Annotated in this window: 20 protein-coding genes; 12 read left to right on the top strand and 8 right to left on the bottom strand. The window is 71.7% G+C overall.

The window, feature by feature from the left end:
* Positions 1–8: 8 nt before the first annotated feature.
* The 5 genes from V7S47_RS22300 to V7S47_RS22280 all read right to left on the bottom strand — a co-directional run bounded on the left by V7S47_RS22300 (position 9) and on the right by V7S47_RS22280 (position 4,011).
* Positions 9–1,166 carry a lysophospholipid acyltransferase family protein gene (locus V7S47_RS22300; protein ID WP_336563628.1) on the bottom strand — a complete coding sequence of 386 codons (1,158 nt, stop codon included), beginning with the start codon at positions 1,164–1,166 and terminating at the stop codon, positions 9–11.
* Entirely contained in the window at positions 1,159–2,205 is a 1,047-nt protein-coding gene (locus V7S47_RS22295; protein ID WP_336563627.1) for an NAD-dependent epimerase/dehydratase family protein, read from the bottom strand. The genes V7S47_RS22300 and V7S47_RS22295 overlap by 8 nt, the downstream gene beginning before the upstream one ends.
* A gap of 26 nt (positions 2,206–2,231) precedes the next feature.
* Positions 2,232–2,333 (bottom strand): 30S ribosomal protein bS22, encoded by a 102-nt coding sequence (locus V7S47_RS22290; RefSeq protein ID WP_008356322.1) that lies wholly within the window; start codon positions 2,331–2,333, stop codon positions 2,232–2,234.
* Positions 2,334–2,438: 105 nt separating this feature from the next.
* Positions 2,439–2,645 (bottom strand): helix-turn-helix domain-containing protein, encoded by a 207-nt coding sequence (locus V7S47_RS22285; RefSeq protein WP_090856718.1) that lies wholly within the window; start codon positions 2,643–2,645, stop codon positions 2,439–2,441.
* Between the two features lie 178 nt (positions 2,646–2,823).
* The gene (locus V7S47_RS22280; protein ID WP_336563625.1) at positions 2,824–4,011 is read right to left on the bottom strand and encodes an acetoin utilization protein AcuC; all 1,188 of its coding nucleotides are present in this window, start codon (positions 4,009–4,011) and stop codon (positions 2,824–2,826) included.
* Between the two features lie 198 nt (positions 4,012–4,209).
* On the opposite strand from V7S47_RS22280, the gene trpS reads away from it, so the two are divergent.
* The 5 genes from trpS (at position 4,210) to V7S47_RS22255 (ending at position 8,450) form a co-directional block, all read left to right on the top strand.
* Positions 4,210–5,154, top strand: coding sequence for a tryptophan--tRNA ligase (gene trpS, locus V7S47_RS22275; protein WP_336563624.1), 945 nt, complete (start codon positions 4,210–4,212; stop codon positions 5,152–5,154).
* 69 nt (positions 5,155–5,223) lie between these two features.
* Positions 5,224–5,649: a hypothetical protein gene (locus tag V7S47_RS22270; RefSeq protein ID WP_336563623.1), complete on the top strand. Its 426-nt coding sequence runs from the start codon at positions 5,224–5,226 to the stop codon at positions 5,647–5,649.
* 7 nt (positions 5,650–5,656) lie between these two features.
* A complete protein-coding gene (locus tag V7S47_RS22265) occupies positions 5,657–6,082 on the top strand; it encodes a hypothetical protein (protein WP_336563622.1) in 426 nt (141 codons plus the stop codon).
* The gene (locus V7S47_RS22260; protein WP_336563621.1) at positions 6,048–6,722 is read left to right on the top strand and encodes a TetR family transcriptional regulator; all 675 of its coding nucleotides are present in this window, start codon (positions 6,048–6,050) and stop codon (positions 6,720–6,722) included. Before V7S47_RS22265 ends, V7S47_RS22260 begins: the two co-directional genes overlap by 35 nt.
* A 468-nt stretch (positions 6,723–7,190) precedes the next feature.
* Complete coding sequence (locus V7S47_RS22255; protein WP_336563620.1) at positions 7,191–8,450, top strand: HNH endonuclease; 1,260 nt, start codon at positions 7,191–7,193, stop codon at positions 8,448–8,450.
* Positions 8,451–8,787: 337 nt separating this feature from the next.
* Here the strand turns inward: V7S47_RS22255 and V7S47_RS22250 are convergent, their stop codons facing one another.
* The 3 genes from V7S47_RS22250 to V7S47_RS22240 form a co-directional block, all read right to left on the bottom strand.
* Complete coding sequence (locus V7S47_RS22250; RefSeq protein WP_336563619.1) at positions 8,788–9,252, bottom strand: hypothetical protein; 465 nt, start codon at positions 9,250–9,252, stop codon at positions 8,788–8,790.
* 114 nt (positions 9,253–9,366) lie between these two features.
* Entirely contained in the window at positions 9,367–10,173 is an 807-nt protein-coding gene (gene proC / locus V7S47_RS22245; protein ID WP_090856693.1) for a pyrroline-5-carboxylate reductase, read from the bottom strand.
* A gap of 12 nt (positions 10,174–10,185) precedes the next feature.
* Positions 10,186–11,121, bottom strand: coding sequence for a proline dehydrogenase family protein (locus V7S47_RS22240; protein ID WP_442945373.1), 936 nt, complete (start codon positions 11,119–11,121; stop codon positions 10,186–10,188).
* A 120-nt stretch (positions 11,122–11,241) separates the two neighbouring features.
* Here V7S47_RS22240 and V7S47_RS22235 point away from each other — a divergent pair, with 120 nt between their 5' ends.
* The 7 genes from V7S47_RS22235 (at position 11,242) to V7S47_RS22205 (ending at position 20,265) form a co-directional block, all read left to right on the top strand.
* Positions 11,242–13,590, top strand: coding sequence for a chemotaxis protein CheW (locus tag V7S47_RS22235; RefSeq protein WP_336563618.1), 2,349 nt, complete (start codon positions 11,242–11,244; stop codon positions 13,588–13,590).
* The gene (locus tag V7S47_RS22230) at positions 13,587–14,006 is read left to right on the top strand and encodes a chemotaxis protein CheW (RefSeq protein WP_090856687.1); all 420 of its coding nucleotides are present in this window, start codon (positions 13,587–13,589) and stop codon (positions 14,004–14,006) included. The genes V7S47_RS22235 and V7S47_RS22230 overlap by 4 nt, the downstream gene beginning before the upstream one ends.
* Positions 14,007–14,036: 30 nt before the next feature.
* On the top strand, positions 14,037–15,617 hold the full coding sequence (locus V7S47_RS22225) for a methyl-accepting chemotaxis protein (protein WP_336563617.1): 1,581 nt from the start codon (positions 14,037–14,039) through the stop codon (positions 15,615–15,617).
* A gap of 23 nt (positions 15,618–15,640) precedes the next feature.
* Complete coding sequence (locus tag V7S47_RS22220; RefSeq protein ID WP_336563616.1) at positions 15,641–17,266, top strand: methyl-accepting chemotaxis protein; 1,626 nt, start codon at positions 15,641–15,643, stop codon at positions 17,264–17,266.
* Between the two features lie 67 nt (positions 17,267–17,333).
* A complete protein-coding gene (locus V7S47_RS22215; RefSeq protein WP_336563615.1) occupies positions 17,334–18,221 on the top strand; it encodes a hypothetical protein in 888 nt (295 codons plus the stop codon).
* Positions 18,222–18,322: 101 nt separating this feature from the next.
* The gene (locus tag V7S47_RS22210; RefSeq protein WP_336563614.1) at positions 18,323–19,432 is read left to right on the top strand and encodes a protein-glutamate methylesterase/protein-glutamine glutaminase; all 1,110 of its coding nucleotides are present in this window, start codon (positions 18,323–18,325) and stop codon (positions 19,430–19,432) included.
* A complete protein-coding gene (locus V7S47_RS22205) occupies positions 19,429–20,265 on the top strand; it encodes a CheR family methyltransferase (RefSeq protein WP_336563613.1) in 837 nt (278 codons plus the stop codon). Before V7S47_RS22210 ends, V7S47_RS22205 begins: the two co-directional genes overlap by 4 nt.
* The last annotated feature ends 36 nt before the right edge of the window (positions 20,266–20,301 follow it).

Raw genomic sequence — 20,301 nt, 5'->3', positions numbered from 1 at the left:
CACTCCGGTCAGCGGAAGACCGACTCCCGCTTCATCAGCAGCGAGTAGAGGGTCTGCTGGATCGTCTCGCGCACCTGGTCGGTGACGTTGAAGACCAGCATCGGGTCGTCCGCAGCGCCCCGGTCGTACTCGTCGGTGCGGATCGGCTCGCCGAACTCCAGCAGCCACTTCGACGGCAGCGGCACCAGGCCGAGCGGCCCCAGCAGCGGGAAGAGCGGCGTGATGGGGATGTAGGGGACGCCGAGCAACCGGGCCAGCGACGGGACGTTGCCGACCAGCGGGTAGATCTCCTCGGCGCCGACCACCGACAGCGGCACGATCGGCACGCCGGTGCGCAGCGCGGCGGAGACGAATCCGCCCCGCCCGAACCGCTGGAGCTTGTAGCGCTCCGAGTAGGGCTTGCCGATGCCCTTGAAGCCCTCCGGCCACACGCCGACCAGCTCGCCCCCGCTCAGCATCCGCTCCGCGTCCTCGGTGCAGGCCAGGGTGGCCCCGCTCTTGCGGGCCAGCGCCGAGACGACCGGCAGCCGGAAGACCAGGTCAGCGCCGAGCGGCCGGAGGAACCGGCCGGTCTGGTCGTGGACCGAGACCATCGTCATCAGCCCGTCGACGGGCACGGTGCCGGAGTGGTTGGAGACGACCAGGGCGCCGCCCTCGGTCGGGATGTTCTCGATGCCCCGGACCTCGATCCGGAACCACCGCTCGGCGATCGGGCGCAGCGCGGCCATGAAGAAGCGCTCGGTGATCTCCTGGTCGAAGCCGTACTCGTCGACGGCGTAGTCGCCGGTGACCCGGCGGCGCAGGAAGGCGAGGAACCGGGCCAGCTGGGGCTCCCACTGGTCGCCGAAGACCTCGAGCGCGGCGTGCTGGAACGCCGAGAGCCAGTCGGCGGCGGGGATGCCGGTGAGCGGGCCGCGGTCGACCGTCGTCACCGGCGGACGCTCGGCGGCCTCGACCACCTGGGGCACCTCGGGCACCTCGACGGTCTCGACCGGCTCCTCGACCCCCGCCGGCTCGGGAGCCGGGCGGGCCTTGCGCGTCGCCGCCCGGGGCTTCGCCGGCTTGGACCCGCCGGCGAGGCCGCGCGCCGCCGAGGACGGCTGCTTGCCGGTGCCGCGGCCGGGCCGGCCGCGGGTGCCGATGGGGATGATCTCGGCGTCACCCATGGTCGCCTCCCGAGCGCACTGCAGGGCCGGTCGTGAGCTGGCGCTCGACGCCGGCGAGCGCCCGGTCGGCGCGACCGCCGGTCGGCGTGAGGGTCGAGGCGAAGTCGGCGAAGGCCTCCGCCGTGGAGTACGACGGCTCGAAGCCGAGCACCTCGCGCATCCGGGTCGTGTCGACGCCGCGGCCGTAGGTCAGGAACGCCAGCTGCTCGGGCGAGAAGTCGGCGAGCCGGGCGGAGCGGAGCACGGACCCGAGGTTGCCGACCAGGATCCCGGGCATCGGCACCGTCGGGCGCTGCAGGCGTCGTACGGCCTGGGAGAGCATCAGGATGCCGTCGCCGGCGACGTTGAAGGTGCCGGCGACCTCGCGGGTCACGGCCTGCCGCAGCACCTCGAGCAGGTCCTGCTCGTGGAGGAACTGCAGCCGCGCGTCGAAGCCGAGCACGGTCGGGATCACCGGCAGCCGGAAGTACGACGTGATCGGGCTCGAGACGTAGGGCCCGATGACGTTGGCCGCCCGGATCGTCGCCACGCGTACGTCGGAGCGCCGCCGGGCGAAGCCGCGGACGTAGCCCTCGATCTCGGCGACGTCCTTCGCGTAGCCCGAGCGCGGGGCGCGCCGGGGCTCCATGTCCTCGGTGAACATCGCAGGGTCGCGACTGCTCGCGCCGTACATGGTGGTCGTCGACTTGACCACGAGGTTGCGCAGCCCGGGTGCCTTCTGGCACGCGGCGAGGAGCTGCATCGTCCCGATGACGTTCAGCTCTTTCATGCTGTTGCGCCCACCGGCGCTCCCCGGCGTCGAGATGACGCTCATGTGGACGACGGTGTCGACGTCCTCCTTGGCGATCACCTTGGCGATCACCGGGTTGCGGATGTCCGCGCGGACGAACGAGACGTCGCCGAGGTCGCCCCGCGGGGGGACGACGTCGACTCCGATCACCCGGTCGACGGCAGGGTCGACTGCGACGGACCGCGCGAACTTCCGCCCCAGGTCGCGGGACACGCCCGTGACCAGGACGACCGAGCCAGCGCTGCCCATGGCGACCCCTCGACCTGGGAGGTGGCTTACTTGCCGAGCTTGCGGCGCTGGACGCGCGTCTTCTTCAGCAGCTTGCGGTGCTTCTTCTTGGCCATACGCTTGCGCCGCTTCTTGATGACAGAACCCACGGGATACCTTTCAACAGCTGTGAGGCGATCCGGCGGAGACACCGCAGGACCAAGACAGCCTATCCGCCGCAGGGTGGCAGGTGAGAATCGCGGCCCGAGGGCCGGTCAGCCGGCGTCGTAGAAGCTCTTGCGGAGGTACTCGTTCGCGTCCTCCTCGCGGACGCGGAACGACCGGCCGACCCGCACGGCGGGCAGGTCACCGTTGTGGACCAGGCGGTAGACGGTCATCTTCGAGACCCGCATCATCGACGCGACCTCGGCGACGGTCAGAAACTTCGCTTCGGAGATGTCCCCGGACGAGTTGGCAGCCATCGTGCACCAGCTCTCTTTCTTGTGCGCCCGCCACCGGCTTCCCCACCGGTGATCACACGGGCGGCGCTGTCGTGAGAATAGGGCCTGGTGTGACTCGTGGGAAGGGATGGACGAAAGAAACACCAGTGGTCTACGGCGTGTTGACTTGCAGAACCTCCCTGTGGGAGTCAGGGCGACCTCAGGGCAGCGGATCGAGGCCGTGCAGGGGGAAGACCTCGGTGCGCGTCGCGTGCACCGCCCGATCGAGCCAGGTGTCCGGGTCGTAGCCCTCGCGCCAGTCGCGGTACGCCGGGTTCCGCCCGTCCGTGAGCCGGTACGGCGCGGTGCGGCCGAGGTACTCGGCGACGTACTCGCGCCAGCCGCCCGGCGTCTCGGTCTGCGGGTCGACGGGCCGGCCGCCGACGATGCCCAGCAGGTGGGTCCAGGCACGCGGCACCACCTCGACCAGCGCGTAGCCGCCCCCGCCGGTGACCACCCAGCGCCCGCCGGCGACCTCGTGGGCCAGGTCGTGCAGGGCCTGGTAGGCCGCCCGCTGCCCGTCCACGGTCAGCATCAGGTGGGCCAGCGGGTCCTCGGCGTGGGAGTCGCAGCCGTGCTGAGTGACCAGCACCTCGGGCTTGAACTCGCGCAGCAGCGGGGGCACGACCGCATGGAACGCGCGCAGCCAGCCGCCGTCGCCGGTGCCGGGCGGGAGCGCGACGTTGACCGCACTCCCCTGCGCGTCCGGGCCGCCCACGTCGTGGGCGAACCCGGTGCCGGGGAAGAGCATCTGGCCGGTCTCGTGCAGGGAGATGGTGAGCACCCGCGGGTCGTCCCAGAAGACCTTCTCGACGCCGTCGCCGTGGTGGACGTCGACATCGACGTAAGCCACCCGCTGCGCCCCCTGGTCGAGCAGGCTGCGGATACCGACGGCGACGTCGTTGTAGATGCAGAAGCCGCTGGCCCGTTCGGGCATCGCGTGGTGCAGGCCGCCGCAAATGCTGGCGGAGTGCAGCGACTCGCCGCTCCACACCTGCCGGAACGCCTCGACGGTCGCGCCGACGACGTGGGAGGAGGCGTCGTGCATGCCGGCGAAGACCGGGTTGTCGTCGGTGCCCAGGCCGAACGCCTCGTCGGGCGCGACCGTGCGGCCGGCCCGCATCACCGCCTCGATCATGGCCGGGTCGTGGACCGTGGCCAGCAGGTCGAGGTCGGCGATCGGGGCCGCGACCGTCCTCAGTCCGCCGGCGCCCACCACCCCGAGCTCGGTCGCCAGCCGCATCGTCAGGTCGACCCGCAGCGGCGACATCGGGTGGGCGGGACCGAAGTCGTACTCGGTGAGCGTCGGGTCGAAGACGACCGTGGCCGGTCCCTCGCAGGCGGGCATGTCCGCGACGCTACCCGCCGCCGCCCGCCGTGCCATGATGTGTCCGTGCTCACGACCCCGCTCGCCCTGCAGTGGTGGCCCGCCTGACGGCGGACCACGTCTGAAGCACGCACTTCACCCACGGCCGCCCTCCGGGCGGCCGTCGTCGATTTCTCGGCGCTCCCGGTGGGCCTCACCCACCTTCGTCCAGGAGCCCCGATGACCCGCACCCTCTCCCTCCTCACCCCCTCCGGCCGGCTCACGCTCGGCAACCTGCTCGGCGCGCTGCGACCGATGGCCGCTCGACAGGACGACGCCCTCTACGGGCTGTCCGACCTGCACGCGATGACCGTCCCCCACGACCCGGCCGAGCTGCGCGCGCGATCGCTCGAGATTGCCACGCTGCTGCTGGCGGCCGGACTGGACCGGGCGACGCTGTTCCGGCAGAGCGCCGTACCTGCTCACCGGGAGCTGGCCTACCTGCTCGAGTGCGTCGCGACCACCGGCGAGCTGGGGCGGATGATCCAGTACAAGGAGAAGGGCCGCTCGTCGTCGCGGACCTCACTGCTCACCTACCCGGTGCTGATGGCGGCCGACATCCTGCTCTACCGCCCGACCCAGGTCCCCGTCGGCGACGACCAGCGCCAGCACGTCGAGCTGACCCGCGACCTCGCCCTCCGCTTCAACCGGACGTACGGCGAGGTCTTCATCGTGCCCGAGGCCGTCACGCCCGCGGCCGGGGCGCGGGTCATGGACCTCGCCGAGCCGACCCGCAAGATGAGCAAGTCGGCCGACGCCGCCGGCAGCATCCTCCTGCTCGACCCGCCGGACGTCGTACGACGGAAGGTGGCGCGCGCGGTCACCGACTCCGAGACCGGGCCGGCCGCCGTCCGCGCGGACCGAGCCGCGAAGCCTGGGGTCACGAACCTGCTGGAGATCCTGGTCGCCTGCGGCGGGTCGGCCGACGGGCTGACGACGTACGGCGCCCTGAAGAAGGCGGTGACCGACGCGGTGGTGGCCGAGCTCGGGCCGCTGCAGGAGCGCTACGCCGAGCTCGCGGCCGACGCCGCCCACGTCTCGGAGGTGTACGACGCCGGCGCGGTCCGCGCCCGTGCCCTGGCGTCGCCGGTGCTGGCCGCGGCCGAGGCCGCCGTCGGCCTGTAGTTGAACGCGTTCAGAACTTGCTCTACAGTTCGGGACATCCCATTTTTGAACACGTTCAAGGAGATTGAGATGACCTGGACCGTCGGAACCTACGTGGTCTACCTGCTGGTGACCGTGCCGTTGACCGTGTGGGTGGCCACCACCCTGTCGCGCAACGGGAAGGTGTTCCTGGAGGACGTCTTCGCCGGCAACGACCGGCTCGCCGAGGCCGTCAACACGCTGCTGGTCGTCGGCTTCTACCTGCTCAACCTGGGTTTCGTCAGCCTCTACCTGCGGATCGGGACCACCGTCCCGGACGCCGCCGGACTGTTCGAGGAGCTCAGCGTGAAGGTCGGGGTCGTGACCCTGGTCCTCGGCGTCCTGCACTTCTTCAACGTCTACGTCTTCAACGCGATCCGTCGCCGCGGCCGGATGGAGTCGCTGCGCAGCGCACCCGTCCCGCCCCAGGCGCACGTGGCGCCGTACGCCGCGCCGTACCCGGCGCCGGGGCGGTGACGCTCCCGTGATCGACGTCGACCGGCTCGTCGTCCTCCACGACCCGGGCTGCCCGCTCTGCCGGCGGTTCGCGTCGTGGCTGGCCGGCCAGGCTTTCCTGGTGCCGCTCGACCTGGTGCCGGCCGGCTCGGATGAGGCTCGGCGGATGTTCCCGACGCTCGACCACGCAGCGACGCTGCGCGACATCACGGTCGTCGGGTCGGACGGGTCGGTGTGGACCAACGAGCACGCCTGGGTGATGTGCCTGTGGGCCACCCGGACGCACCGCGGCCTCGCCGAGCGGCTGGCCCGACCGCAGTGGCTGCCCCTCGCCCGCGGCGCGGCGTACTCGGCCGCCGGACTGCGTCACCTGCTGCACTCCGCCCCGGTTCGCGAGAGGGGTGACTACCCTGAGCCCTGTGCCGGATCCTGCGCCCCGCTCGCCCAAGGCTGAGCAGACCCGCGGCACCATCCTGGAGTCGGCGATGCGACTGTTCCGCCGCGACGGCTACGACCGGACCACCATGCGGGCCATCGCGGCCGAGGCCGGCGTCTCGGTCGGCAACGCCTACTACTACTTCGGCTCCAAGGAACACCTGATCCAGGCGTTCTACGACCGGATGCAGGACGAGCACGCCGACGCGGCCGCCGACGTGCTCAAGCGGGAGACCGCCTTCGACGCCCGACTGCGCGGCGTCCTCGAGGTGTGGCTCGACGTCGCCGCTCCGAGCCACGAGTTCGCGGGACAGTTCTTCAAGAACGCCGCCGACCCGCGCTCGCCCCTGTCCCCCTTCAGCGCCGAGTCGGCGCCCGCGCGCGCCGCCTCCACCGGGCTCTACGCCCGGGTCGTCGAGGGCACCGACCTCAAGCTCGCCCCCAACGTGCGTCGCGAGCTGCCCGAGCTGCTGTGGCTGCTCCAGATGGGCGTCGTGCTCTTCTGGGTGTACGACGACAGCCCCGAGCAGCGGCGCTCCCGCGAGCTGGTCACCCGGATCGTCCCGGTCGTGGACCGGATCGTCCGAATGTCGCGGTTGCCCCTCGTGCGCGGGCTCGTCGACGACGTGCTCGGGCTGGTGGCCGCCCTGCGCGGCTGACCTCGCCCCTCCAGTGGTCGAGCAGCGAGGCCGCCTTAGCGGTCGAGCGCCCGTCGAGACCCCTGCAGCCCTGCCGCTCACCTCGTTCGAGCCGGTCGCGCCACCGGTGGTCGAGCAGTGAAGGACGAAGTCCTGAACGCCCGTCGAGACCCCCGCAGCCCTGCCACTGACCTTGTTCGGACCAGTCGCCCCACCGGTGGTCGAGCAGTGAAGGACGAAGTCCTGAACGCCCGTCGAGACCCCCGCAGCCCTGCCGCTGACCTCGTTCGAGCCGGCCTCTGCCGTGGCGTCTGCGCCTGGCACCAGGCCGGTTCAAAGACATTTACTGAAAGAAAGGGTGCTCACCGTCCGCGGTGATCAAGGGCCATCACGAGCCTGCTTCTAGCTTTCGGTCTCTTGGGGTCGACCGTTCGGCCAAGGCTGTGAACAACCCTCGCATTCGATCACCTGTTCGACTAGAATGACGGCATGGCTCGGGACCTCGACGACTGCGACACCGCACCCACGGTGCTCGCCTTCGTGCGCGCCCGACGCACCGTGCAGCTCCAGGCCGAGGCCGACCAGCTCGCTGCCGCCGTCACCTGGGCCGGCATGCACTCCACCGACTCCCTGACCGACGCTGCCGCCGTCTGGGTGCCGGGTTGTGAGGACGAGATGGCTATCGCCGGACCCGGCGCACCCCTGATCGCTGAGTTCTCCGTGCTGGAGTTCTCCGCTGCGCTCGGCCTGTCGTCCGACTCCGGGCGGATCTACCTCGGACACGCCGTCGAGCTCGCCCACCGACTCCCCAGGGTCTACGAACGCGTCCAGTCGTTGGACCTTCCGGTGTGGAAGGCCCGACGCATCGCCGCCGAGACCATCGACCTCCCCGAAGACGGCGCCGAGTTCGTCGACACCCACGTCGCCTCAGTGGCGCACAAGATCTCGATCGCCCAACTCGACCGGACCATCGAAGAAGCCCGCACCCGCTTCGACCCCGAAGCAGCCCGGCAGCGGGCCCGGGATGCGGCCGAGGTGCGGCACTTCGACATCGAGGTGCAGCAGGTCTCCTACGACGGCCACGTCGAAGTCCGCGGCACCTTGGACCTGGTCGACGCACTGGATCTGGAGGATGCCGTCGCGCGGGGTGCGACCCACCTCGGAACGATCGCCGCCGACCTCTCCCTCGACGTACGCCGATCCATCGCCGTCGGTGACCTGGCCCGCCGCCAGCTCACCCTCGACCTGAACGCCGAACCCGAACCCGACCCGGACCGGAAGCGACCCCGGCAGGTCGTGGTGCACGTGCACCTCGCCGACGCCGCCATCGCCCGCGTCGAGAACACCCGGTCGATGATCTCCGTCGAGCAGGTCAAGAGCTGGTGTCAGGACGGAGACAGTCAGGTCGTCATCAAGCCCGTGATCGACCTGGCCGGTCACGTGCACGTGGATGCCTACGAGGTCCCGGACAGGTTGAAGGAACGCCAGGCCCTGCTTCAGCAATCCTGTGTCTTCCCCTGGTGCCGCCGCAGGGCCAGGTCGTGCGACCACGACCACAACGACCCAGCATCCAGAGGCGGTCCGACCTGCGACTGCAACATCGCCCCACTCTGCCGACGACATCACCGCGCCAAGACCCACACCAGATGGCGCTACAACAAGATCGACGACACGACATTCGTCTGGCGCAGCCCCAACGGACTGACCTTCACGCGCGACCACACCGGCACCACCACCCCGCAGCCCTGACCGAGAACCCTCGGCAGGGCCACGGGCATGCCCCCACACGCACACGTCGATGGATGTTGGCGTCCTGGGCCGCTCCGGAGTCACACTCAGCGGCATGTTCAGGCCTCGGTGGGCCCGCGACCGGCCCGGTCCTGTCACCCCGTCGGCCGGGTGCACCGCGGGAGACATCGAGGAGCTTCGTCGCCGGCACCAGGAGCTCGCCTTCGCCACCCAGCGCGGCTACGAGGTGGAGGCGGAAGACTCAGCTCGCGACTTCGAGGGCGCGGAGACCGGGCTGAGCCCACGGCCCACGACGGGTGGCGCCTGGTCACGTCGCCCGGGCCCAAGACGAGGTCGGTCACGTGTCGGGCGGTCGTCGTGCCCGTTCAGGAACCGGTGCCGGCGCATCCGGACCGGCCGTTCGCGCATCCCGCTCGGCGAGGTCGCGCAGGGTGCGCAGCTGCTTGCGCATCATCACCAGGTCGCCCCAGGCGAGCGCGTGGGCGCGGAGGGTCCGCACGCCGCCCGCGGCGGCCGCCAGGCGACACACGATCCGGGAGGCACCCGGCCCGTCCGGCTCGGCGGCGTAGGTCATCGCGCACGGGCCGAACAGCCGCTGCCCGCGGGCGTCGGTGAGGGCCGTCCACTGCCGCGGCACGTCGTACGACGTCAGCGTGAAGACCATGGCCATGGTCTGGCCGAGCTCCAGGCGGTCGGCGCCCGGGGTGAGTGAGCGCGGCGAGCGGCGGCCCCGGTTGTCGATCAGGTCGTAGGAGTACGGCGCGACCGCGACCTGGCACAGCCAGCGCCAGATCAGCTCCACCGGCGCGGCGACGGCGACCGCGCGGGTCAGCAGCAGCGGCCGGTCGACCAGGAGGTCGGCCGGGTAGGGCCGGGCGTGCTCGTCCGGGGTGGCACCCCAGACGAGCGGGAAGCATCAGCTGCCCTCGGCCAGGGCCCGCGAGCGGTCGCGCGCGGCCTCCATCGCGGCCAGGAACGCGGCCCGGACCTTGTGGATCTCCAGCTCGCGCAGGGCCGCAGCGGTGGTGCCGGCGGGCGAGGTGACCTGCTCGCGCAGGACCGTCGGGTGGGTGCCGGTCTCGCGGAGCATCTTGGCCGAGCCGACCAGGGTCTGGATGACCAGGTCGGTGGCGGTCGAGCGGGGCAGGCCGAGGTGGACGCCGGCCTCAATCATCGACTCCACCACGAAGAAGATGTACGCCGGCCCGCTGCCCGAGATGGCCGTGACCGCGTCCTGCTGCCGCTCGGGGATGCGCAGCACCTTGCCGACCGAGCCCATCAGCGCCTCGGCCTCGGCGAGGTGGTCCTCGCTGCAGTGGGAGCCGGGCGAGATCGCGGCCATGCCCTCGTCGACCAGCGCCGGCGTGTTCGGCATGACCCGGACGACGGCGACGCCCGCCGGCACCCGGGACTCGATGAACGCGGTGGTGATGCCGGCGGCCAGGGAGACCAGCAGCTGCCCGGGCCGGAGCTCGGGGGCGATCTCGGCCAGCACGTCGGCCATGTCCTGCGGCTTCACCACGAGCGCCACGGTGTCGGCCCGGCGGGCCGCCTCGACGTTGCCGACGACGGCGACGCCGTACCGCTCCTCCAGCTCGCGGGCCCGCTCGGGACGCTTCTCGCCCACCAGCAGGTGGTCGACCCGGCGACCGGCGCGGACCAGGCCGGAGAGCAGGGTCTCGCCCATCACCCCGGCGCCGAGGATGGCGGTCTGCGAGCTCATCGTTCTCCTAGTTCACTTCTTGCTGATCAGGGACCGGGCGAAGAATGACAGGTTCTGCGGACGCTCGGCGAGCCGGCGCATGAGGTAGCCGTACCACTCGGCGCCGTAGGGGACGTAGACCCGGACGGTCTCGCCCGCGGCCGCGAGCCGCTTCTGCTCCTCGGGACGGATGCCGTAGAGCATCTGGAACTCGTAGGAGCCCGGCGCCCGGCTGAAGCGGCTGGCCAGTGACGAGGCGATCTCGACCATCCGCGGGTCGTGGGTGGCGATCATCGGGTAGCCGCGGCCGGCCAGCAGCACCTTCAGGCAGCGGACGTAGGACCTGTCGACGTCGAGGCGGTCGGTGAAGGCCACGCTCTCCGGCTCGGAGTAGGCGCCCTTGCAGAGCCGGACGCGCGAGCCCTCGTAGGAGAGCGCGCGGCAGTCGGCCTCGGTACGGCGCAGGTAGGCCTGGAGCACGGCCCCGGTCTCGGGGAAGTCCTTGCGCAGCTCGCGCAGGATCGCCAGCGTCGAGTCGGTGGTGGTGTGGTCCTCCATGTCGAGGGTGACCGTGGTGCCGGCGTTGCGGGCCGCGCGGCAGATGGTGCGGGCGTTCTCGAGCGCGACCTTGGGCCCGATGTCGGGCAGCGCCTGACCGATCGCCGAGAGCTTCACCGACACCTCGGCACCGGGGGTGAGCCCGGCCGCGGCCAGCTCGCGCAGGAGTACGACGTACGCCTCGGTCGTCGCGTCGGCCTGGCCGGAGTCCAGCGTGTCCTCGCCCAGGTGGTCGAGCGTGGCCCGGAGGCCGTCCGCGGCGAGCCGGCCGGTCGCCGCGACCGCGGCCTCGGTCGTCTCGCCGGGCACGTAGCCCGTGACGATGCCCGCCGAGACCGGGAGCGTGCTGACGAGCGACTTGACCCGGTGGCTGCGCGCGAGCAGCAGGATCGGCTGGCGGAGCAACGACATGCCCTCAGGCTACGTCGCGCCCCGGACGGCGCCCGCGTTCGCCTCAGGTCCCCCGCCCAGCGGTCGATGGGCAGGACATCGACGGATGTGACCATACGAAAGGCGGGCACCGTGGAGGAGATGGACGAGATCGTCCAGGAGTTCCTCGTGGAGAGCCACGAGAACCTGGACCAGCTCGATCGTGACCTGGTCGCACTCGAGCAGTCCCCCGGGTCGCGGGAGCTGCTCGGCAGCATCTTCCGGACGATCCACACGATCAAGGGCACGAGCGGCTTCCTCGCGTTCGGCAGCCTCGAGGCGGTCGCCCACGTGGGCGAGAACCTCCTGGCCCGGCTGCGCGACGGCAAGATGTCGATGACGCCCCAGACGACGGACGTGCTGCTCGCCATGGTGGACAAGGTCCGCGAGCTGCTGTCCGCGATCGAGGCCTCGGGCAACGAGAGCGGCGTCGTCGTCGACAGCGTGGTCGCCGACATCACCATCGTGCTGGAGGGCGGCCAGGTCGCCCCCGCGCCGGTCGCCGCCGCCCCGGAGGTCGCGGAGGCCCCCGAGCCGGTCGCCGAGGTCGTGACCGAGCCCGTCGCCGAGCCGGTCGCCGAGGTCGTGGCCGAGCTCCTCGAGGAGCTCAGCACCGCCGTGGCCGAGCAGGCCGTCGAGCCCGAGCCGGCCCCCGCGCCGGTCGCCGAGGTCCCGGCCGCTCCGGCTCCCGCGCCCGCTCCGGCGAAGGCGCCCAAGGCCGAACAGACCACCGACGAGCCCGCCGCGCGTCGTACCGTCGCCGAGTCCTCGATCCGCGTCGACGTCGACGTGCTCGACACCCTGATGCGCCTCGTGGGCGAGCTGGTGCTGACCCGCAACCAGATCGTCCGCCAGGCCGGCGAGCAGGCCGACCAGGACCTCGCCCGCTCCTCGCAGCGGCTGAACCTGATCGCGACCGAGCTGCAGGAGGGCGTCATGAAGACGCGCATGCAGCCGATCGACCACCTCTGGTCCAAGCTGCCCCGCGTCGTGCGCGACCTGGGTGCCCAGTGCGGCAAGAAGGTCTCCCTGGCGATGGTCGGTCGCGAGACCGAGCTCGACCGCTCGCTCCTGGAGTCGGTCAAGGACCCGCTGACCCACCTGGTCCGCAACGCCGTCGACCACGGGCTCGAGAGCCCGGAGGAGCGCGTCGCCGCCGGCAAGTCGGCCGAGGGCACCCTGACGCTGCGCGCCTACCACGAGGGCGGCCAGGTCGTCGTCGAGGTCTGCGACGACGGCGGCGGCATCGACGCCGAGAAGATCGCCGCCAAGGCGGTCCAGCGCGGGCTGCGCACCGAGGCCCAGGTCGCCGCGATGTCGCAGGCCGACATCCTGCAGCTGATCTTCCTGCCCGGCTTCTCGACCGCCGCGGCCGTCACCAACGTCTCCGGGCGCGGTGTCGGCATGGACGTCGTCCGCACCAACATCGAGGGCATCGGCGGCAACATCGAGGTCGAGTCCGTCGTCGGGCGCGGTACGACGTGCCGCCTGCGGATCCCGCTCACCCTCGCCATCGTCCCCGCGCTCACCGTCGAGTGCGCCGGCGACCGCTACGCCATTCCGCAGGTCAGCCTGCTGGAGCTGGTGGCGCTGGACGCCGACCGCGCCGCGACGGCCGTCGAGGACGTCAACGGCGCCTCGGTCTACCGCCTGCGCGGCACGCTGCTGCCCCTGGTCCGGCTCACCGACGTCCTGGGCGTCGAGTCCGACCGCTCGGACGGCCACGTGCTGATCGCCGTGCTGCAGGCCGACTCCAAGCGCTTCGGCCTGGTCATCGACCGCGTCCTCAACACCGAGGAGATCGTGGTCAAGCCGCTCGGCTCGCAGCTGAAGGCGCTCGGCACCTACTCCGGCGCGACGATCCTGGGCGACGGCCGCGTGGCCCTCATCCTCGACGTGCAGGCCCTGGCCCGCCGGGCCCTGGTCGCCGACGTCTCCGAGCGCACCGACACCTCGGTCACCGACGAGACCCTCGGCACCAGCGAGCACCTGCGGATGCTGATCGCCGGCATCGGCGGTGGTCGTCGCGTGGCGATCCCGCTGTCCTCGGTCACCCGGTTGGAGAACATCCCGACCGACCAGGTCGAGCAGGTCGGCAGCCGCGAGGTCGTGCAGTACCGCGGCGCGATCCTGCCGCTGCTGCGTCTCAACAGCCACCTCGGCGCCTACAGCGAGCGCGAGGGCGAGGACCTGGTGGTCGTCGTCTACTCGGCCGGCTCGCGCAGCGTCGCGATCGTGGTCGACGAGATCGTCGACATCGTCGACGACGAGGCCCAGGTCAGCAGCGACATCGACGACCACGGGCTGCTCGGCAGCGCGCTCATCCGCGACCGGATCGTCGAGGTCCTCGACGTCCGCGCCGCGATCCTCGCGGCCGACCCGAAGTTCTACTCCATCACCGACGCGGAGCTCGCCGGCCTCGCGACGAACGAGCTCCAGGAGGCGATGTGAGCACCCGGCTGGTGACCTTCACCCTCGACGACCGGATGTACGGCGTCGGCGTGGGCGCGGTCCAGGAGGTCCTGCGCGGTCTCCCCCGCACCCGGATCCCGCTCGCCCCGCAGACCCTGGCGGGCCTGATCAACCTGCGTGGGCAGGTGCTCAGCGCCGTCGACCTGCGCGAGCAGCTCCAGCTGCCCCCGCGCAGCACCGAGCACGAGCCGATGCTCGTGGTCATCCGCGTGGCCGGCGAGCCGGTCGCGTTCCTGGTCGACTCCATCGGCTCCGTCGTGGACGTCGAGGACGACCAGTTCGAATCTCCCCCGGACACCCTGTCCGGACCCTCTCGGGAGCTGATCCTCGGGGCCTACAAGCTCGACGACCAGCTGTTGCTCGCCCTGGACGTCGACCGTGCGGTCGCCGCCTGACCTCAACGTCCCGAAAGGACCAGATCCATCATGAAGAGCCCCATCACCTGGACGGTGGGCCGTCGGCTGGCGGCCATCTCCGGCATCGGCGCCGTCACGGCCGTCGTCATCGGAGGCGTCGCGCTCAACGGACTCCGCACCCTCGACCACCAGAACAACGAGGTCGAGAAGTACGACGACGCCGTCGTCGTCCTGCGCGCCATCGACACCCGGGCGAGCGAGCTGAAGGTCACCGGCCTGAAGGCGCTCGCCTCGGACGACCCGGGCGCGCTGCAGGCGGACGTCGAGGACGACCTCGCCCAGGTGCAGGGGTACCTCGAGGATCTTCGCGACCTCGGGCTCGACGACGGCGGCGAGGAGGCCCAGGCGTTCGCCCAGGCCTTCACCACCTACGGCGAGGCCATCGGCGGCATCGTCGCGAAGGTCGCGGCCGACCAGCAGCAGTGGCAGGCCAAGGGTCCGCAGATCGTCGAGGAGGTGCAGGCCGCCAACGACGCCACCGACGCCGTCGTCGGTGCCGCGATCGAGGCGGTCACCGCGCTGTCCGACACCGAGAGCGAGCAGATGGACGAGAGCCTGGGCTCCGCCCAGCGGCTGCTGATCATCGCCGGCCTCGTGGGCCTGCTCGCGCTGGTCTCCCTCGCCTTCCTGATCGCCCGCTCGATCACCCTCCCGCTGCGCAGCAGCATCGACGTCCTGAAGGCCTTCGCCGACGGTGACCTCACCCAGCGCGCGGAGGAGAAGTCGGCCGCCGAGCTCGGCGAGCTCGAGCACGCGCTCAACCAGTCCGTCGACTCCGTCGGCCGGATCATCGGGGCCGTCTCCGCGTCGGCCCACGCCGTGGCCGCCTCCTCCGAGGAGCTGTCCGCCAGCTCGCAGCAGATCGCCGCCGGTGCCGAGGAGACCTCGGTCCAGGCCGGCGTCGTCTCGGGTGCCGCCGAGGAGGTCTCCCGCAACGTCGGGACCGTCGCCGCCGGCGCCGAGGAGATGGGCGCCTCGATCCGCGAGATCGCCCACTCCGCCAACGAGGCCGCCCGCGTCGCCTCCCAGGCCGTCTCCATGGTCGACACGACCAACGAGACCGTCGCGAAGCTCGGGACGTCGAGCCAGGAGATCGGCAACGTGGTCAAGGTGATCACCTCGATCGCCGAGCAGACCAACCTCCTCGCCCTCAACGCCACCATCGAGGCCGCCCGCGCCGGCGAGGCCGGCAAGGGCTTCGCCGTCGTCGCCAACGAGGTCAAGGAGCTGGCCCAGGAGACCGCCCGCGCCACCGAGGACATCGCCCGGCGCGTCGAGGCCATCCAGGCCGACACTGGCGGTGCCGTCGACGCGATCGGCGAGATCGCCACGATCATCACCAGCATCAACGACTACCAGCTCACGATCGCCTCCGCGGTCGAGGAGCAGACCGCCACCACCAACGAGATGTCCCGCAACGTCGGGGAGGCCTCCACCGGCTCCGGCGAGATCGCGACCAACATCTCCGGCGTGGCCACCGCGGCCGAGACCACGACCCAGGCCGTCAACCAGACGCTGACCGCGATCTCCGAGCTGGCCACCATGGCCGCCGACCTCAACTCCGAGGTCGCGCGGTTCCGCACCGCCTGATCCCCCTGCCAGGAGCCCCCCTCATGTCCACCGTCACCGCACCCGCCCGGACCTCACCCTTGAAGTGGGCACGCAACCGGGGTGTCCGCACCAAGATCCTCAGCGCCGTCCTCCTGACGGCGATCGTGGCCCTGGTCGTGGGCGTGATGGGGCTCCGCTCCCTCGGTGCCTCGGCCGATGCGGCCGAGAGCATGTACGCCAGCAACCTCCAGGGCAGCGCCGCGGCCGCCGACATGGAGATCGTCGTCTTCCAGATGCGCCAGAAGGCTCGCGACGCCCTGATCGCGGCATCGCCCGAGGACACCCAGACGGCGCTCGGCGAGCTCGTCGACCTGCAGGACGACTTCGACGAGGCCGAGTCTCGCTACATCGAGAGCGGAGTCGACCCAGAGCGGCAGGACGCACTCGACGCCCTCACCACCGCCCTCGCCGGCTACGTCGACGCCCAGCAGAGCGTCATGGCGCCCCTGGCCGTGAAGGGCGACCGAGCCGAATGGACGAAGGCCAACGACACCGTCATCAAACCGTTCACCGCCGCGATGACGGACTCCATCGCGACCCTGAACGAGATCGAGGCAACGGAAGCCGCCGAGGCCGTGACGCTGGTTCAGGACTCTTACGAGGCCAACCGGCTCACCGCGATCCTGGTGCTGGTCATCGGCGTCGCCCTCTCCCTGGCCCTGGGCCTGTGGGTGGCGAACGTCCAGGCCCGCAACGTCGGGAAGGTCAAGGACGTCGCCGACGCCCTCGCCGACGGCGACCTCACCCGGCGCGCCGAGGTCGACTCCGAGGACGAGGTCGGCCGGATGGCCGCCAGCCTCGACGTCGCCACCGAGAAGCTCCGCGAGCTGATGAACTCGGTGATGTCCTCGGCCGACGCGGTCGCCGCGTCGTCGGAGGAGCTCTCCGCGTCGTCGCAGCAGATCGCCGCCGGCGCCGAGGAGACCTCGGTCCAGGCCGGCGTCGTCACCGGCGCCGCCGAGGAGGTCTCCCGCAACGTCGGGACCGTCTCCGCGGGTGCCGAGGAGATGGGGGCGTCCATCCGCGAGATCGCCCACTCCGCCAACGAGGCCGCCCGCGTCGCCGGCGAGGCCGTCACCTCCGTCGAGGTCACCAACGAGACCGTCGCCAAGCTCGGCGTCTCCTCGCAGGAGATCGGCGCGGTCGTCAAGACGATCACCTCGATCGCCGAGCAGACCAACCTGCTGGCCCTCAACGCGACCATCGAGGCCGCCCGCGCCGGCGAGGCCGGCAAGGGCTTCGCCGTCGTCGCCAACGAGGTCAAGGAGCTGGCCCAGGAGACCGCCCGCGCCACCGAGGACATCGCCCGTCGGGTCGAGGCCATCCAGGCCGACACGTCCGGCGCCGTGGTCGCGATCGGGGAGATCGCCACGATCATCACCTCGATCAACGACTACCAGAACACCATCGCCGCCGCGGTCGAGGAGCAGACCGCCACCACCAACGAGATGAGCCGCAACGTCGCCGAGGCCGCCACCGGCTCCGGGGAGATCGCCGCCAACATCTCGGGGGTCTCCGCCGCGGCGGAGTCGACGACGGCCGCCCTGGCCCAGACCCAGACCGCTGTCGACGAGCTGGCCCAGCTGGCCGGCTCGCTGCGCACCACCGTCGGCCAGTTCAAGGCCTGAACCCCCGAGCCAGCACGGGGCCGTCCCACCGCGACGGTTCACCGGACCACTGCGGAAGGATGGCCCCGTGTACTCGCTAGTCGGCTCGTCGACCATCGGCTTCGACCTGACCCGCTCCCCCGGGGGCGAGCTGGTCGCCGTCGTCCTGCGGACCGGGCTCGCCGCCGGTCCGTCGGAGGTCGACCGGCTGGCCGACGCGCACCCGGGTGACCGGGTCCGCGAGGACTGGCGTCGTACCCGCGTTCCCGACGCCACCGACGCGCCCTGGCAGGTCGGCAGCGCGCTCGGCCTCGCCGGCGCGGCCCTCGACGGGGCCGTCGACGGCGACACCACCCTCCTGCGCCGTCTCGAGACCAGCCGGATCGGCGACGCCGACGCCGTCGACCGGTTCGTCCGACGCGACCTCCTCGACTGGACCTGGATCGGGTCCGGCGGCCTGCTCTCCCAGGACCCCGTCGCCTCCCTCGCGGCCGACGTCCTGTCCGATGCCGCCGTCGCCGCCTACCTCGGGACCGAGCTGCCCGACGGCGTCCGCCGAGCCATGAGCCGGCCCTTCCTGCTGGCCGGCCTCGCCCTGCCCGACGACCCGGGCCGCACCGCCGTGCCCGCCGTGGACCCGGTGCTGCAGGACCTGCTCTCGGCCGACGAGGCCACCCGCCGGGCCTGGCGGGAGAGCGTCGAGCGCCACCGCGCCCGCACCGCCGAGTGGGCCCCCGCGATGCACGACGCCACCTGGGCCCTCTCGCTCGCCGACCGGCTGCGCGCCGGCGCCGACGCGCAGCTCGCGGCCGCCATGGCCTTCCGGCAGGCCGGCTTCACGCTCCAGGACGCGGCGTACGGCGTCTGGAACGCCCTGTCCGGCGTGGTCCAGGCGACCGTCGCCGCCGACCTGCTCGCCGACGAGACCGCGGACGTGCTGCTGCGCCCCTGGCGCGAGGCCGGGCCCGCGGCGTAGGCCGCCGTCCTACTTCCTCAGGTCGCCCGTCGGCGCGCCGATGCTTCGGACGCACCGCCACTCCGCTGGTGCCGCGGCCACCGACAGGAATGGACACCCACGTGAGCAAGATCCGTGTGCTCGTCACCGACGACTCGGTGGTCATCCGTCGGCTCGTCAGCGGCGTCCTCAACGACGACCCCGCGATCGAGGTCGTCGGTACGGCGATCAACGGCCGGGCCTCGCTGCAGAAGATCGAGCAGCTGCGCCCCGACCTGGTGACCATGGACGTGGAGATGCCCGAGGTCGACGGCATCGAGGGCGTACGACGCATCCGCGCGGCCGGTCACACGGTCCCGATCATCATGTTCAGCACCCTCACCGAGCGCGGCGCCTCCGCCACCCTGGACGCCCTGGCCGCCGGTGCCTCCGACTACGTCGCCAAGCCGGCCAACGTCGGCAGCGTCGGCCGCTCGATGGAGCAGGTCCGGGACGCGCTGATCCCCCGGATCAAGGCGCTCGTGCCGTCCCGCGGTCTCGCCGCCGCGCCCCAGGCCGGCGCCACCGCGCGCCCCGCCCCGACCGGCGGCCCGGTGTCGCTGCGCCCCGCCGCCCCCGTGCCGGCCGGTGGCCACAAGCTCCTCGTCGTCGGCAGCTCGACCGGCGGACCGGACGCGGTCCAGAAGCTGCTCACGGCCCTCCCGCCGCTGCCGGTGCCGATCGCCCTGGTCCAGCACATGCCGCCGCTCTTCACCCGCCAGTTCGCGCAGCGCCTCGACCGGCAGACCCGCTTCGACGTCGTCGAGGCCGAGCACAACCAGGTGCTCCGACCGGGCATGGTCGCGATCGCGCCGGGTGACTTCCACATGGAGGTCGTCCGCGACGCCCGCGGCCTGGTCACCAAGCTCTCCCAGGGGCCCGCCGAGAACTTCTGCCGGCCCGCGGTCGACGTGCTGTTCCGCAGTGCGGCACACGTCACAGGGGCGGCCACGCTCGCCGTCGTCCTCACCGGCATGGGATCGGACGGCGCCAAGGGCGCTGCGCCGATCGTCGCAGCCGGCGGGAGCGTCGTCGCCCAGGACCAGGCCACGTCCGTGGTCTGGGGAATGCCCGGCGCCATCGCCGGCGCAGGCCTGGCGGAGGAGATCCTTCCGCTGGATCAGATCGCAGCCGCGATCGCGCGACGGCTGGTGCCGTCCGGGATCGCCGTCATGACGGGACGGAACTCATGAGCATCAGCACGGCCTCCTTCTCCTTCGTGTGCGACGTCGTACGCACGGAGAGCGCCATCGTCCTGAACGCTGGCAAGGAGTACCTGGTCGAGTCGCGGCTGATCCCGCTGGCCAAGGCGGCCGGACACACCGACGTCGACAGCTACGTGGCCGAGCTCCAGAGCCGCCGCAACCCGGCCGCGCTGCGCGCGGTCGTCGAGGCGCTGACCACCAACGAGACGTCCTGGTTCCGCGACGCGGACCCGTTCAACACGCTGAAGACCACCGTCTTCCCGACCCTCGCGAAGAGCCGGCCGAGCCGCCAGCTGCGCGTCTGGTCGGCCGCCTGCTCCAGCGGGCAGGAGGCCTACAGCATCTCGATGGTCGCCTCGGAGACCCCGGCCGTCTCCGGCTGGAAGCTCGAGGTGATCGGCACCGACCTGTCCGAGGCGATGGTCAAGCGCGCCAGCACCGGCGAGTACTCCCAGCTGGAGGTCAACCGCGGCCTGCCCGCCACCTCCCTCGTGCGCCACTTCGAGCGCGCCGGGGCCGGCTGGCGGATCCACCCGAGTATCAAGCAGGGCGTCAGCTTCCGCACCGCCAACCTGACCCGGCCGTTCCCGCCGATGGGCAAGTTCGACGTCGTCTTCCTCCGCAACGTCCTCATCTACTTCGACGTCCAGACCAAGCGCGACATCCTGCGCCGGGTCCGCGACGTGATGGCTCCCGACGGCTACCTGTTCCTGGGTGCCGCCGAGATGACCATGGGCGTCGACGACGCGTGGGACCGGATCCCGGCCGGCAAGTCGTCGGTCTACCAGGCCCGACCGGGGGCGGCGGCACGCGCCAGCTGAACGGATTCGCCCGACCCGGTTCCCCTGTGACGGGGA

This window comes from Nocardioides sp. CCNWLW216, from assembly GCF_037120545.1.
Classification (GTDB): Bacteria; Actinomycetota; Actinomycetes; order Propionibacteriales; family Nocardioidaceae; genus Nocardioides; species Nocardioides lianchengensis.
The sequence above is the reverse complement of the archived record's forward strand: the minus strand, read 5'-3'. Positions and strand labels throughout refer to the sequence as shown.

Bases quoted from the DNA above. Each gene is read 5' to 3' on its own strand.
- V7S47_RS22300 (WP_336563628.1), bottom strand. From the start codon at position 1,166: ATGGGTGACGCCGAGATCATCCCCATCGGCACCCGCGGCCGGCCCGGC.
- V7S47_RS22295 (WP_336563627.1), bottom strand. From the start codon at position 2,205: ATGGGCAGCGCTGGCTCGGTCGTCCTGGTCACGGGCGTGTCCCGCGAC.
- V7S47_RS22285 (WP_090856718.1), bottom strand. From the start codon at position 2,645: ATGGCTGCCAACTCGTCCGGGGACATCTCCGAAGCGAAGTTTCTGACC.
- V7S47_RS22280 (WP_336563625.1), bottom strand. From the start codon at position 4,011: ATGCCCGCCTGCGAGGGACCGGCCACGGTCGTCTTCGACCCGACGCTC.
- trpS (WP_336563624.1), top strand. From the start codon at position 4,210: ATGACCCGCACCCTCTCCCTCCTCACCCCCTCCGGCCGGCTCACGCTC.
- V7S47_RS22270 (WP_336563623.1), top strand. From the start codon at position 5,224: ATGACCTGGACCGTCGGAACCTACGTGGTCTACCTGCTGGTGACCGTG.
- V7S47_RS22255 (WP_336563620.1), top strand. From the start codon at position 7,191: ATGGCTCGGGACCTCGACGACTGCGACACCGCACCCACGGTGCTCGCC.
- proC (WP_090856693.1), bottom strand. From the start codon at position 10,173: ATGAGCTCGCAGACCGCCATCCTCGGCGCCGGGGTGATGGGCGAGACC.
- V7S47_RS22240 (WP_442945373.1), bottom strand. From the start codon at position 11,121: ATGTCGTTGCTCCGCCAGCCGATCCTGCTGCTCGCGCGCAGCCACCGG.
- V7S47_RS22235 (WP_336563618.1), top strand. From the start codon at position 11,242: ATGGACGAGATCGTCCAGGAGTTCCTCGTGGAGAGCCACGAGAACCTG.
- V7S47_RS22225 (WP_336563617.1), top strand. From the start codon at position 14,037: ATGAAGAGCCCCATCACCTGGACGGTGGGCCGTCGGCTGGCGGCCATC.
- V7S47_RS22220 (WP_336563616.1), top strand. From the start codon at position 15,641: ATGTCCACCGTCACCGCACCCGCCCGGACCTCACCCTTGAAGTGGGCA.
- V7S47_RS22205 (WP_336563613.1), top strand. From the start codon at position 19,429: ATGAGCATCAGCACGGCCTCCTTCTCCTTCGTGTGCGACGTCGTACGC.